Source organism: Elusimicrobiota bacterium (genome assembly GCA_026388095.1).
GTDB lineage: Bacteria > Elusimicrobiota > Elusimicrobia > UBA1565 > UBA9628 > UBA9628.
In genome coordinates this window covers 1-13,064 of record JAPLKL010000065.1, presented here as the reverse complement: position 1 = coordinate 13,064, position 13,064 = coordinate 1, and the positions used below count along the sequence as shown (strand labels likewise).

Annotated in this window: 13 protein-coding genes; 10 read left to right on the top strand and 3 right to left on the bottom strand. The window is 67.7% G+C overall.

Annotated elements, in window-relative coordinates:
- Positions 1-88 precede the first annotated feature (88 nt).
- The 10 genes from NTY77_16175 (at position 89) to NTY77_16130 (ending at position 11,241) form a co-directional block, all read left to right on the top strand.
- The gene (locus NTY77_16175) at positions 89-1,456 is read left to right on the top strand and encodes an 8-oxoguanine deaminase (protein MCX5797030.1); all 1,368 of its coding nucleotides are present in this window, start codon (positions 89-91) and stop codon (positions 1,454-1,456) included.
- The gene (locus NTY77_16170) at positions 1,457-1,735 is read left to right on the top strand and encodes a MoaD/ThiS family protein (protein ID MCX5797029.1); all 279 of its coding nucleotides are present in this window, start codon (positions 1,457-1,459) and stop codon (positions 1,733-1,735) included.
- 184 nt (positions 1,736-1,919) lie between these two features.
- Positions 1,920-2,771, top strand: coding sequence for an FAD binding domain-containing protein (locus tag NTY77_16165; protein MCX5797028.1), 852 nt, complete (start codon positions 1,920-1,922; stop codon positions 2,769-2,771).
- Positions 2,772-2,781: 10 nt separating this feature from the next.
- Positions 2,782-3,306 (top strand): (2Fe-2S)-binding protein, encoded by a 525-nt coding sequence (locus NTY77_16160; protein ID MCX5797027.1) that lies wholly within the window; start codon positions 2,782-2,784, stop codon positions 3,304-3,306.
- 2 nt (positions 3,307-3,308) lie between these two features.
- Complete coding sequence (locus tag NTY77_16155) at positions 3,309-5,654, top strand: molybdopterin-dependent oxidoreductase (protein MCX5797026.1); 2,346 nt, start codon at positions 3,309-3,311, stop codon at positions 5,652-5,654.
- Position 5,655: 1 nt separating this feature from the next.
- The gene (gene scpB, locus NTY77_16150; GenBank protein ID MCX5797025.1) at positions 5,656-6,435 is read left to right on the top strand and encodes a methylmalonyl-CoA decarboxylase; all 780 of its coding nucleotides are present in this window, start codon (positions 5,656-5,658) and stop codon (positions 6,433-6,435) included.
- Positions 6,435-7,745 carry a glycosyltransferase family 39 protein gene (locus NTY77_16145; GenBank protein MCX5797024.1) on the top strand — a complete coding sequence of 437 codons (1,311 nt, stop codon included), beginning with the start codon at positions 6,435-6,437 and terminating at the stop codon, positions 7,743-7,745. The genes scpB and NTY77_16145 overlap by 1 nt, the downstream gene beginning before the upstream one ends.
- On the top strand, positions 7,742-9,217 hold the full coding sequence (locus NTY77_16140) for an MFS transporter (GenBank protein ID MCX5797023.1): 1,476 nt from the start codon (positions 7,742-7,744) through the stop codon (positions 9,215-9,217). Before NTY77_16145 ends, NTY77_16140 begins: the two co-directional genes overlap by 4 nt.
- A 5-nt stretch (positions 9,218-9,222) precedes the next feature.
- Complete coding sequence (locus NTY77_16135; GenBank protein ID MCX5797022.1) at positions 9,223-10,227, top strand: glycosyltransferase; 1,005 nt, start codon at positions 9,223-9,225, stop codon at positions 10,225-10,227.
- Between the two features lie 3 nt (positions 10,228-10,230).
- Positions 10,231-11,241, top strand: a complete 1,011-nt coding sequence (locus tag NTY77_16130; GenBank protein MCX5797021.1) for a glycosyltransferase family A protein — start codon at positions 10,231-10,233, stop codon at positions 11,239-11,241.
- On the opposite strand, the gene NTY77_16125 is transcribed toward NTY77_16130, so the two are convergent.
- From NTY77_16125 to NTY77_16115, 3 genes are all read right to left on the bottom strand, one after another.
- Positions 11,204-11,944: a hypothetical protein gene (locus NTY77_16125; GenBank protein MCX5797020.1), complete on the bottom strand. Its 741-nt coding sequence runs from the start codon at positions 11,942-11,944 to the stop codon at positions 11,204-11,206. The two genes, NTY77_16130 and NTY77_16125, sit on opposite strands and share 38 nt — an antisense overlap.
- Entirely contained in the window at positions 11,941-12,507 is a 567-nt protein-coding gene (dcd, locus tag NTY77_16120; GenBank protein ID MCX5797019.1) for a dCTP deaminase, read from the bottom strand. Before dcd ends, NTY77_16125 begins: the two co-directional genes overlap by 4 nt.
- Before the next feature lie 292 nt (positions 12,508-12,799).
- On the bottom strand, positions 12,800-13,064 hold a 265-nt coding region (locus NTY77_16115), incomplete at its 5' end, for a transposase (protein ID MCX5797018.1).

The window sequence follows — 13,064 nt, the reverse complement described above, 5'->3', positions numbered from 1 at the left end:
CAAATCCACAAAAGTCAAGAAAGTTGAAAAAGTTGACCACCGGCACCACCCAAGTGTCCCTGAATTTTATTATGATAGGCCAGCGAAGATGAAGACCATACTGGTCAAGAACGCCCTGCGCATCGCGCGCATGAATGATACTCGCGATGAATTAACAGACAGCGATATCCTTATCGCCGGCAATGTCATCAAGAAGCTCGGCAAAGGCATCAAGGCTAAAGCCGACCTCGTCTTAGACGCCAGGAACTGCGTGGTCTTCCCGGGCTTCATCAATACCCACCATCACCTCTACCAGACGCTGACCCGCAATCTCCCGGCGGTCCAGGACAGCAAGCTCTTCGACTGGCTCATCTATCTCTACGAAGTCTGGCGCCACGTCACCCCTGAAGGCGTCAACATCAGCGCCCAGGTCGGCCTCGGGGAGCTCATGCTGACGGGCTGCACGACCAGTTCCGATCACTTCTACCTTTTCCCGGGCGGCCAGAGCGCCGACCTCATCGACCGGGAGATCGCGGGCGCGGCCGAGGTGGGCATGCGCTTCCACGCCTGCCGCGGCTCCATGTCGCGCGGCAAGTCCAAAGGCGGCCTGCCCCCCGACGACGTGGTCCAGACCGAAGACGAGATCATGAAGGACTGCGAGCGGCTGGTCGACAGATACCACGACCGCAAGCCCTATGCCATGACCCGCATCGCCCTGGCCCCCTGCTCGCCCTTCTCGGTGACGACCGAGCTCCTCAGACTCTCCGCCCAGATGGCCAAGAAATGGGACGTGCGCCTGCACACCCACCTCGCCGAGACCTTGGACGAGGAGGCCTACTGCCTGGAGCGCCACAAGATGCGGCCCTTGGCCTACATGGAATCCGTGGGCTGGCTCGACGGCGGGCGCTCCTGGTTCGCCCATTGCGTGCACATGAACGAAGCGGAGTCCCAGCTCATGGGCAAGACCAAGACCGGCGTGGCCCACTGCCCCTCCTCCAACCTGCGCCTCGGCTCGGGCATCGCGCCCGCGCGCATGTATCTCGAGCACAAGGTCCCCCTGGGCCTCGGCGTGGACGGCTCCGCCTCCAACGACTGCTGCGACATGCTCGCCGAGGTGCGGCAGGCCATGCTCGTGGCCCGGGTCAAGTCCGGCGTGCACTCCATGCCTGCGCGCGACGCGCTCTGGATCGCCACGCGCGGCGGCGCCCAGGTCCTGGGCCGCGACGACATCGGCGAGCTCTCGCCCGGCAAGGCCGCGGATCTGGCGCTTTTCGACTTGAGCGGCATCGATTTCGCCGGCTCGCTCTCCGACCCCGTGGCCGCCGCGGTGTTCTGCGGCGCCAGCCACAAGGCCAAGCATGTCTTCGTGGACGGCAGGCAGGTCGTGAAAGACAGCCGGCTCGTCAACGTGGACGAGCCCGCTCTAGCCCGCAAGGCCAACAAGCTCTCCCAGGACATGCTGGAGCAGGCGGCCTAGATGCCTCAGGTCCTGGTCAAGCTCTACACCACTTTGCGCTTGCGCCTCAATAAGAATCAGGTCTGGGTCGAAGGGAATACCGCATCCGACCTGGTCAGACGCGTGGCCGATCTGGGCGGCGACGAAGTCGCCAAGCTGCTTTTCGACGACAAAGGCATCGTGCGCAACGAGTTCCTGCTCGCTTTGGATTCGGAGATCCTCGACCGCAACGCTTTGGACCAGGTGCAGCTCAAGGAGGGCAATGTCCTGCACATCTTCCCTCCCATTTCAGGAGGATAGGGTCAGGTCTTGACTTTGGACATTCGCGGTAACTGCTCAGGTGTGAAGCAGCGACGGGTGGCGGCCCGGAGGGCGTCCCGACGGCGGCGGTCGCCGCCGGCGGGATACCGGGCCGACAGGACCCGGCGCGAGCTGAGCAGTGCCCCTTCGTATGTCAAATGTCAAGACCTGACCCCATAGAGATATGAAGAACAACATCAAGCAGTTCTGCTTCCCGACCAGCGCCAAGGAGGCGGCGAGCCTCATCAACCGCCTCAAGAGCAAGGCCGTGGTCGTGGCCGGGGGCACGCGGCTGTCGCGGGCCCTGCTGCCCAGCGTGGAGACCGTGGTGGATCTGGCGGACCTGCCGCTCAAGCACATCCAGGCGGACAAGAAGGGGCTGCGCATCGGAGCCCTCTGCTCCATCCAGTCGCTTGAGGTGTCTCCGCTTCTGGCCAAGTGGGCGGGCGGCGTCATCGCCAAGGCCGCGGGCCATTGGAGCAACGCCCTGGCCCGCAGCATGGGCACCGTGGGCGGCAATGTGGCGCGCGCCCATCCGCACAACAACCTGCCCCCGGTCTTCCTGGCCCTGGACGCGGTCGCGGTGTGCACGGACGGCCGCCGCGAGAAGACCATCCCCTTCACGCAGATCCTCGAGCCCGGGCTCATGCGCGCGCTGGGCACGCGCTACATCGTCGTGGAGGTCCGCGTGCCGGCCGAGACCAGGAACTGGTCGGCCGCCTGCGCGCGCCTGGCCATCACCAAGACCAGCTGGGAGGCCTACACCAACTGCGTGGTCGCAGTGGAGAAGAAGGACGGCGTGGTGCGCCGCGCGTCCGTGGTGGTCGGCTCGGTCCTGCCCCGGGCCGTGCGCCTGGCCGAATCCGAAGCGGCCCTGATCGGCAAGAGCTGCGGCGAGGCCGCGGCGCGCGCGGCCGAGGCCGCGGCAACGGCCGAGCTCCAGGCGCTCACCGCCGGGGCTCCGGCCAAGGCCTACGCCTGCCGGACCTCCGGGGTCCTGGTGCGGCGCTGCCTGCTCGAAGTCTTCCAAGGATGAGGTGAGAGAAATGGCCAAGACCAAGGGACGCGGAGTCTTGCAGGCGAAGGACGGCAAGATCGCCATCACCGTCAACATCAACGGCCGGGAGCAGGCCTGGGCCGTGGCCCCGGGCGAGTACCTGCTCGACGCCCTGCGCCGGGAAGGCTACAAGGGCGTCAAGAGGGGCTGCGACAACGGCGACTGCGGCACCTGCACCGTGCTCCTCGACGGCAAACCGGTCCTGGCCTGCATGATGTTCGCGGCCCAAGCCCACCGCCGCCGTCTGCTCACCATCGAGGGCCTGGGCGACCCGAATCATCCCCATCCCATCCAGGAGGCTTTCGTGGAGGCCGGCGCGGTGCAGTGCGGCTTCTGCATCCCGGGCATGGTGCTGGTGACCAAAGCGCTCTTGGACCAGAATCCGGACCCGGATGAGCCGGCCGTGCGCCGGGCGTTGGACGGCAACCTCTGCCGCTGCACGGGCTATGTCAAGCAGGTCGAGGCGGCGCTCCTGGCCGCCAAGAGGCTGAAAGCCTCCCAAGGAGGGAACTAGCCATGGGCGTAGCGGATAAGAGGGTTTTCACGGTCGTCAACCACCGGGTCGATAAGATCGACGCGCTGGCGCTGGCCTGCGGCACGGCGCAGTTCACGGACGACGTGGACATACGCGGCCTGCTCACGGGCCGCATCCTGTTCAGCCCCCATGCCCACGCGCGCATCAGGAGCATAGACACCCGGGCGGCCAAGAAGGTGCCGGGCGTGCTGGCGGTCCTCACCCACGAGGACCTGCCGCGCGTGCGCCACACCACGGCCGGGCAAGGCTATCCCGAGCCCTCGCCCTATGACACGCTGGTCTTGAGCGAGAAGGCCCGCTACGTGGGCGACCGCATCGCCGCCGTGGCCGCCGAGACGGCCGAGGCCGCGGAAGAGGCCCTCGCCAAGATCAAAGTGGACTACGAGGTGCTGCCCGCGGTGTTCGACACGCTGGCCGCCATGCAGGACGGGGCTCCGGTCATCCACGACGAGGACGACTCCAAGAACATCCCCGACGCCAAGCACAACATCTGCGCCAAGTTCGACTTCGAGGTCAAGGAGGTCGAGTGGTTCTCGGAGGCCGACGTGGTCGTGGACCAGTGGTACAAGACCCAGTGGGCCCAGCACTGCGCCCTGGAGCCCCACGTCACCATCACCTACTTCGACGGCGACGGCCGGCTGGTCATCCGCACCTCCACCCAGGTTCCCTTCCACTGCCGGCGCATCACGGCCCGGGTCCTGCAGCTGCCGCTCAAGTCCATCCGGGTCATCAAGCCGCGCATCGGCGGGGGCTTCGGCTCCAAGCAGGAGGTCCTGCTCGAGCCGGTCTGCGCGGCCCTGACCTTGGCGACCCGGCGGCCGGTCAAGATCGAGCTCTCCCGCAAGGAGACCTTCGTCTCCTCGCGCACCCGGCATCCCTGCGTCATCCGGCTCAAGACCGGGGCCAAAAAGGACGGGACCATCACGGACGCGCACATGGAGGTGTACTGCGACAACGGCGCCTACGGCGCGCACTCGCTGACCGTCATGATGTGCTCGGGCTCCCACACCCTGCCCATGTACCAGGCCAAGAATTCCCGGTTCATCGGCCGCTCGGTCTACACCAACCTGCCCGTGGGCGGGGCTTACCGCGGCTTCGGCGCCACTCAGGGTTTCTTCGCCTGGGAGAGCCAGATGGACCTGATGGCCGAGAAGCTGGGCCTGGACCGCATCGAGTTCCGCCGCAAGAACTACATCCGCTCCGGCGAGGGCTCACCGGTGTTCAAGGCCATGGGCGAGGGCCGCGAGGGCATCGAGCAGAAGATCGGCTCTTGCGGCATGGATGAGTGCATCATCCAGGGCCTGGAGGCCTTCGGCTGGGACGAGCGCAAGAAGCGCAACCAAGGCCAGACCGGCGCGAAGCGCCGGGGCCTGGGCTGCGCCTGCCTCATGCAGGGCTCGGGCATCCCGGAGGTGGACATGGCCGCCGCCTCCATCAAGATGAACGAGGACGGCTCCTTCAACCTGCACATGGGCGCCACCGACTTGGGCACCGGCTCGGACACGGTCCTGGCCCAGATCGCGGCCGAGGTCCTGGGCGTGACGGTCCAGGACATCATCGTGCTGTCCTCGGACACGGACCTGACCCCTTTCGACGTGGGGGCCTACGCCTCCTCGACCACCTTCATCTCCGGCAACGCGGTCAAGAAGGCGGCCCTGCACGCCCGCGAGCAGATCCTGAAGGTCGCGGCCAATATCCTCGACGAGAAGCCCGAGGATTTGGACCTCAAGGACGGCAAGGCTGTGGGCAAATCCGGCCGCTCCTGCGCCCTCTCCGAGGTGGCCAACACCGCGTTCTACTACCACGACCAGCACCAGATCATGGGCGTGGCCTCGCATTTCGCCACCAGCTCGCCGCCGCCCTTCGCCGCGCACTTCGCGGAGGTGGAGGTGGACACCGAGACCGGCCAAGTGGAGGTCCTCGCCTACGTATCCACGGTGGACTGCGGCACCGCGATCAATCCGACCCTCGCGGAGGGCCAGAACGACGGCGCGGTCCTCAACGGCATCTCCTACGCCCTGACCGAGGAGATGCGCTTCAACGCGGCCGGGGCCATGGTGAACTCCTCCTTCCGCAACTACAAGATCTACTCCGCCGGCGACGCCCCGCCCTTCAAGACCATCCTCATCCCCACTTACGAGCCCGACGGCCCCTTCGGCGCCAAGTCGGTCTCGGAGATCGGCATCAACGGGCCGCAGCCGGCCATCGCCAACGCCATCTACGACGCGGTGGGGGTGCGGCTCTTCGCTCCGCCTTTCACGCCGGAGAAGGTGCTGGCCGCGCTCATGACCAAGAAGGAGGAGAAGGCGCCGGTGAGCGCCGAGTAGTATGGGTTTCATAACCACCGAGACCCGCGGCAAGGTCGGTTTCGTCACTTTCGACAATCCGGGCAAGCGCAACGCCCTGTGCGCCAAGCTCCTGGAGGAGTTGGCCGCGAGCTTCGAGCGCCTGCGCGGCCAGCGCGTGCCGGTGGTCATCCTGCGCACGGCTCCGGGCGCCAAGGTGTGGTCCGCCGGCGCGGACATCGCCGAGATGGAGAAGCAGCGGCACGATCCCTTCGGCTACGACACCCCGTTGGAGCAGGCCCTGCGCGCGGTCGAGACCTATCCCGGCCCGGTGCTGGCCATGGTGCGCGGCGGGGTCTGGGGCAAGTCCTGCGACCTCATGCTCACCTGCGACCTGGTGGTCGGAGATCCCAGCTTCACCTTCGCCATCACGCCGGTCAAGGTGGGCCTGCCCTACAACGCCTCGGGCATCCTGCATTTCATCAACCATCTCGGACTCAACCGCGCCAAGGAGCTCTTCTTCACAGCCGAACCTATCGACGCCCGCCGCGCGCTGGACTACGGCATCCTCAACCACCTGGTGGAGCCAGCGGAGCTCGATGACTTCACTTTGCGCTTGGCCGAGGGGATCGCCGCGCATTCCCCGCTCTCGGTCAACGTCATCAAGGAGCAGTTCCGCATCCTTTCCGGCGCCCATCCCATCAGCCCCGACACCTTCGAGCGCATCGAGGAGCTGCGCCGCAAGGTCTTCGAGAGCCACGACTACACCGAGGGCATCCGGGCCTTCCTGGAGAAGCGGCCCCCGCGCTTCCGGGGCGACTGATGCGGCCCCCGGCCTGGGTCTGGCTGCTGGCATTCCTTCCCCGCCTGGCGGTCTTCGCCTACGTGGCGGCGCAGCCGCTCCGGGGCCTGATCTACGCGGACAGCCTGCACTACGCCTCCGTGGCCCAGAACCTGGCCTTGCGCGGCAGCTTCGGCTCCAAGCTGGGCGAGTGGGACGAGGACCGCCGGCCCAAGCGCGACGCCGCGGAGCTGCGCGCCTGGCTCGACGGCAACCTGGGGCCGCCCTTCCATTTCGACAGATACCGCACCCCCGGCTACCCGTTGCTCCTGGCGCCCTGGTTCAAGGTGATGGACTCTCCGGTGGTCCCGCTGGCCCTGCTGCAGACCGTCGCCGGCGTCCTGACGGTTCTGCTGTGCTGGCACTGGGGGGGCATGCTGGGCGGTCCCCGGGGCGCGGCTTGGGCGGCCGTTTTCGCGGCTTTGGAGCCGGCCGGCGTCATCCATACGCCCCTGCTGCTCTCCGACACCTTCGGCGCGGCGCTGTTGCTGCTGGCGACCTTCCTCTTCTGGAAGCTGCTCCAGGATCCCTCGGACCGGGCCCTGTCCGCCGCAGGCAGCGGCTTGGTCTACGGCATCGGCATCATGGTCCGCCCGGTCACCCTCTACCTGCCCGTGCTGCTCGCGGGCTTGCTGCTGCGCCGCAAGAAGGCCCTGGCGGTCTTCCTCCTTGCGGCGTATCTGCTGCCGGGCCTGTGGGTGGCGCGCAACTCCCGCTACGGACGGCCGGTCTTCTGCTGCATCTCGGGCTGGACCTTCGCCGAGATCCCGGCGGAGGCCGGGATGATCAAGGGGCCTTCCACCCAGGCTGAGCTGGTGGCGCTCACCTGTCCGGAGCGGCCTTCCGGGGACTCGCCGCTCCGCCTGTTCCTGCGCTGCGCCGCGACCCGGCCCGTCTTCGTGGGCAAAATCCTCGCCAAGCGCTTTTTCTATCTGTTCGAAGGCACGAGCCTGGACATGCTGGTCGACATGATGAGAGTGGGCGCCCCGCCCATGGCGGCCTCCTCCGCGCCCCCGCGCAGGTTCCAGTTCCAAAGAGACCACCCCGCGTTGGTCCCGCTGTGGATCGGAGGGCTGGCCCTCCTGCTCGGCCTCTACGCGGCCGCGCTCAAGGGCTGCTGGAGGCTCTTCCAAGCCGGGCGCCTCGCCGAACTGCTCTTGCTGGGAGCCTGCGTCCTGTACCTGGTCGCGGCGACCTTGCCCTTGGGCGGCTGCGGCCGCTACCGCATCCCGCTCGTGCCCCTGCTGGCCGTCGCGGCCGGCGCCGCCTACATGAAGGAGAAGAAGCAATGACCACCAAACTCACCGTCTGGCAGCAGGTCCGCGGGCTCCGGCCCAATTTCTGGTTCGCCAACTGGATGGAGGCCAACGAGAGGCTGGCCTTCTTCGGGGCCCGCGCCATCCTCCCGCTCTACATGGTCTACGCCGTGGCCCAGGGCGGCATGGGCCTGAGCTACGCGGAGAAGGGCAACATCTACGCGGTCTGGGCGCTCATCCAGTGCCTGGTGCCCATGGTCTCGGGCGGGTTCACGGACCAGTACGGCTACAAGAAGAGCCTCTACGTGGCCTACTCCATCAACATCCTCGGCTACCTCGCCTTCGCCTTCGCCCACGGCTTCTGGGGCGCCTTGGGCGCGGCCTGCCTCATCGGTCTGGGCACGGCCATCTTCAAGCCGCCGGTCCAGGGCACCATCGCCAAGGCCTCCACCGAGGACAATAGCTCCATCGCCTGGGGCATCTTCTACTGGATGGTCAACGTGGGCGGGTTCCTGGCGCCCATGCTCGCGGCCAACCTCCGCGGCGAGACCAACTTCAAGCTGGTCTTCCTCTGCGCCGCCGGCGTGACCGCCTTCAACTACATCCCCGCGATCTTCTTCTACAAGGAGCCGGAGAAGTCCCCGGACGCCAAGCCCAAGACCGTGGCCCAGACCTTCCTGGACACCATGAGCACGCTCAAGGACAAGAACTTCCTCATCTTCCTGGCCATCTTCAGCGGGTTCTGGTTCATGTTCATGCAGCTCTGGGACCTGCTGCCCAACTTCATCGACGAGTGGGTGGTCTCCCGCGACGTGGCGCCGTTCTTCGCCTGGGTGAGCTCGGGCAGCGTGCTGGCCAACGGCTATGTCAAGCCCGAGGTCCTCATCAACATCGACTCCGCCGCCATCATCGCCCTGATGCTGCCCATCTCTTGGCTGACGGGCAAGTTCCACCCCATGGTGGCCTTGATCGGCGGCATGGTGGTCTCGGTGGCGGCCTTCGTGGGCTGCGGCTCGAGCTCCGCGGGCTGGATCGTGGCCTTGGCCATCTTCGTCTTCGCCGTGGGCGAGATGATGTGCAGTCCGAAGTTCTCCGAATACATCGGCCTGACCGCGCCTCCGGACAAGAAGGCGGTCTACATGGGCTACTCCAACATCCCCTTCGCCGTGGGCTGGGGGCTGGGCAACTTCATCTCAGGCTACCTCTACGAGAGCCTGGGCAGCAAGATCAACTTCGCCCGGCAGTACCTGGAGCAGACCGCGGGCCTGGGCGCCGCACCGGTCAAGGCCCTGTCGTCGGAGAAGGTCATGGCCGCCATGGCCGCGACCTTGAACGGCGGCAAGGGCGGCACGGTGGAGGAAGCCACGCGCCTGCTCTGGGACCTGCACCATCCCTGGAAGGTCTGGGTGATCCTGGGCGCGGTGGGCCTGGTGGCCACGCTGGCCATGGTGGGCTACTACTACAAGACCAAGGACCGCGGCATATCCTCCGCCGCTCCGGCCAGCTGAATAGGATGTCAGCAGAGCGTCCGACCGTCTCGGCGGTCATCAACAACCACAACTACGGCAGGTTCCTGGGCCAGGCCATCGCAAGCGTCCTGGGCCAGACCTACCCCGCCGAGCTCGTCGAGCTGGTGGTGGTCGACGACGGCTCCACGGACGGCTCCCGCCGCGTCATCGAGTCCTTCGCAGGCCGCGTCAATCCCGTCTATCAGGAGCGCGGCGGGCAGGCCGCGGCCATCAACGCCGGCGTGGCGGCGGCCAAGGGGGAGATCGTCTGCCTGCTCGACTCCGACGACTGGTGGAGCGAGGACAAGCTGACGCGCGTGGTGGAGCGGTTCCGCGGCGAGCCCGAGCTGGGGCTGGTGCAGCACTGGTGCCGGGAAGTCGACTCGGCGCTGCGGCCCGTGCCCGGGCGGATGCCGCCGGCCCCCGCGGTCTTCCGCCTGGAGGACTTCCTCGAGGGCCGCACCTGTTTCACCGGCACCACGGGCCTGAGCTTCCGGCGCGAGCTCCTGCGCTCGGTCGGCCCGATCCCCGCCGGCCTCACCTTCTGCGCCGACGAGTACCTCTACACCCACGCCGTCTTCTTCGCCCCGCTCGGCACCATCCCATCGCCCCTGGCCTGGCGCCGCGTGCACGGCGCCAACCTTTACGCCGGGCTCTACCGCGACCCGGCTCGTCTCGCCGAACGCCGCCGGGTGCGCCTCATCCTCGAGGCGGAGCTGGACGGGCTCCTGCGCTCCCGGGGCGCGGCCTTCGCGCCCAGCGAGGTCCGGCGCCGGCGCGCCGAGGCCCTGCAGGAGGAGCTCTTCCTGCGCCGCTACCGCGGCGAGACGGCCCGGGCCTGGGAGTGCTGGCGCGAGCTGGGGCGGACCTGGGGCGGGGGCTACGGCCTATTCAAGCGGGCGTCCTTGCTCCTGGCCCTGGCCTCGCCCGCCCTCTATCTGGCCTGCCTGGGCGTCTATGCCCGCGCGCAGGGCTTGGTGTCGCTGCGCCGGAGGCTCCTGAAGGACTAGGATATGGCGGAGCGCGAGCCTTTCTTCAGCGTGGTCGTCCCCACCTACAACGTGGCGCGCATGTGCGCGGCCGCGGTCTTGAGCGTCCTGGCCCAGAGCGAAGGCGACTTCGAACTCTTCGTCGTCGACGACGGCTCCACCGACGAGACTCCCAGGCTCCTGAGCCGCCTGCCCGGCGACCCGCGCCTGCACCTGGTGCGCATGGAGCGCAACAGCGGCCAGCACGCCTGCCGCAACCGCGCCATCCGCATGGCGCGCGGGCGCTTCGTGACCTTCCTCGACAGCGACGACCTCTACCTGCCCGGCCGGCTGGAGGCCTTCCGGCGGGCCGCGGAGGCCCGCCCGGCGGCGGGCTTCTGGTTCTCCAACGCCTACCTGCGGCGCTTCGGCCGCGTCATCTCCCGGCTCTTCGATCCGGGGCGGGCCATCCCCCAGGGTCGCGTGCCCGGCTGGTACGCGGTGGGAGACAAGTTCCTGCCCTACGTGACCACCAACGTAGCCGTCCGCCGCGAGGCCTTCACCCGGCACGGGCTCTTCCGCGAGGACATGCGCATCCTGGAGGACACCGAGCTCTACGCGCGCATGCTCGCGGGGGGCCTGGAAGTCGGGGCCATCCCGGAGCCGCTCTCCGTGCGGACCATGCACGAGGCCCAGATCACCCGCGATCACGAGACCACGTTCCGCGAGGCGGTCATGGCTCTCGAAGCCGGGGGGCCCGGGCCGGCCGAGCGCGAGCTCAGATGGCGGGAGCTGGTCCTGGAGACCTCCACCTACTTCCTGAAGGAGGGCCGCCCGGACCAGGCCCGGCAGTTCCTGACCCGCCAGCTGGGGGAACAGGCGCGCGGGCTGACGCTCTATCGGCTGAGCTTCGTGCCCGCAGCCGCGCTGATCTGGCTCAAGAGGCTGCGCCGCGCCGCCTTGGAGCTGCGCTACAGCGAGGCCTTCGCGCCGGAAGAGTACCGGGCCGTGGAGCGGACTATCGCGCCTTGGCTGGAGCGGGCGCGGGCGTTGTGAAGACCGCGGTCTGACTCGAGGCCTGGACCGGGGCGCCGGTCACAACGGGGGCGGAAGGCCGCGGGGCCGGGGGCCTGGGGGCGGGCGGAGGCGGCGCCGGTTTGGGCCTCAGCTCCGGCGGCACGGGACGGTTGCCCCGGACCTCGCCCGTGCGCAGCCGCCAGAAGGTCGGGCGGTTGGCGAGCGCGCGCGAATAGAGCTCCTCGCCGGCCTCGGTCAAGAGGCCGCTGCCGCGGTCGTAGAGCGGCCGGCCGTCGAGGTCCGCGAGCCAGTACGCCCACTTGGTCTCGACCTCCTTGGACTCGAAGTACTGCAGCGACTCCTGGGACTTGATGGCTATGTACCTCTCGTAGCCCCGGCGGGTCAGCCGCAGCCGGGTCGAGCTCCCGCCGGCCGGATGGTCGCGCAGGATGAGGTCTTTCAAGGAGAGGAAATGCCGCCGCAGAAGCCCCAAGGCGCCGGCGGCCTCGGCTTGGCGCATGCGCAACAGGAGGGCCAGGTCCTCCGGGCTCCACTGGTTCATGTCAGTGCCCAGGATGCCCCTCTGCCACATATCCTTCAAGGTCTCCAGCCGCTGGTCCCGGGACGAGGACTGCGCGAGATTCTCGGCGGGGGCGTGGTGGTCGTCCGGCCCCGCCGGGGCGTCGGCGGCCCAGGAGGGGCTCTGCGCCAGCAGGAGGACGGCGCCGAGCGCGGCTCTCATCCTGGGTTGGAATCGACGCGCGGCAAGACGACGCCCACCTGGGCCTGGTACTTGCCCTTGCGGTCGGCGTAGCTGGTCTCGCAGAGCTCGTCGCCTTCGAAGAACAACAGCTGCGCGATGCCCTCTCCCGAATACACCTTGGCAGGCAGCGGCGTGGTATTGGATATCTCGATGGTCAGGTGCCCGGTCCAGCAGGGCTCCAGGGGCGTGACGTTGACGATGATGCCGCAGCGGGCGAAGGTGCTCTTGCCCAGGCAGATGGCCAGGACCTGGCGCGGGATATTGAAGGTCTCCACGGAGCGCGCCAGGGCGAAGGAGTTGGGGGGGATGACGCAGTGGGGACCGCGGTAGTCCACGAAGGCCTTGGGGTCGAAGGCCTTGGGGTCGACGATGGCGCCGTAGACGTTGGTGAAGATCTTGTACTCGTCGGCGAGCCGGATGTCGTAGCCGTAGGATGACAGGCCGTAGGAGATGCGGCCCTGGCCGTCGACGCGTTCAACGAACGGGTCGATCATCATGTGCTCCAGGCACATTTTGCGTATCCATTTGTCTGATTTCAGCATATCTTCTCCTCTGGAATTCGGGGACACAATACTAAATTCCTGCCCATGGCGGCCAAGCGGCCTTGAATCAAGTCTTGAGCCTCTCGTAAGAACCCAGTGCCGAGGGTATCTTGTGGCGCGTCGCGGCCCGGCTTGCTGAGCCCGTTGGGCTCGGCTCGTCTTAAAATCCCTTCTCGGGCCGCGCTGCTGTTCATGCCCGATCCGCCAGGTTGTGGATAGCCTGGATAACTTCCCATCTCGAATTGTAGGCCCGACTCGCCGGCGCCGCACCGCGCTTTTAGCGCGGGGCGCCTCATGCAAGCGCGACCGCGCCCTCCACGGCCAGCCCAGGTTCGAGCCAGCACCTCAGCGCGCGTTTGAGGTTGCACGCCGTCGCCTTCAAGTAAACCGACAGCCGGACCCGCTTTCCTCCGCGCACACGCAGTCTCCCCAGCCCATGAGCCCGCTTGAGCTCCGAGTTCGTGGACTCGATGCCCGCCCGGATCGCGTAGCGCTCGCGGAAATCCGCCTGCGCCTCTTGCGCCGTCAGCCACGCCCCCGCCTTCCACGCGGTCTTC

Bases quoted from the DNA above. Each gene is read 5' to 3' on its own strand.
- NTY77_16155 (MCX5797026.1), top strand. From the start codon at position 3,309: ATGGGCGTAGCGGATAAGAGGGTTTTCACGGTCGTCAACCACCGGGTC.
- NTY77_16170 (MCX5797029.1), top strand. From the start codon at position 1,457: ATGCCTCAGGTCCTGGTCAAGCTCTACACCACTTTGCGCTTGCGCCTC.
- NTY77_16175 (MCX5797030.1), top strand. From the start codon at position 89: ATGAAGACCATACTGGTCAAGAACGCCCTGCGCATCGCGCGCATGAAT.
- NTY77_16145 (MCX5797024.1), top strand. From the start codon at position 6,435: ATGCGGCCCCCGGCCTGGGTCTGGCTGCTGGCATTCCTTCCCCGCCTG.
- NTY77_16160 (MCX5797027.1), top strand. From the start codon at position 2,782: ATGGCCAAGACCAAGGGACGCGGAGTCTTGCAGGCGAAGGACGGCAAG.
- NTY77_16130 (MCX5797021.1), top strand. From the start codon at position 10,231: ATGGCGGAGCGCGAGCCTTTCTTCAGCGTGGTCGTCCCCACCTACAAC.
- NTY77_16140 (MCX5797023.1), top strand. From the start codon at position 7,742: ATGACCACCAAACTCACCGTCTGGCAGCAGGTCCGCGGGCTCCGGCCC.
- NTY77_16165 (MCX5797028.1), top strand. From the start codon at position 1,920: ATGAAGAACAACATCAAGCAGTTCTGCTTCCCGACCAGCGCCAAGGAG.
- NTY77_16125 (MCX5797020.1), bottom strand. From the start codon at position 11,944: ATGAGAGCCGCGCTCGGCGCCGTCCTCCTGCTGGCGCAGAGCCCCTCC.
- NTY77_16135 (MCX5797022.1), top strand. From the start codon at position 9,223: ATGTCAGCAGAGCGTCCGACCGTCTCGGCGGTCATCAACAACCACAAC.
- dcd (MCX5797019.1), bottom strand. From the start codon at position 12,507: ATGCTGAAATCAGACAAATGGATACGCAAAATGTGCCTGGAGCACATG.
- scpB (MCX5797025.1), top strand. From the start codon at position 5,656: ATGGGTTTCATAACCACCGAGACCCGCGGCAAGGTCGGTTTCGTCACT.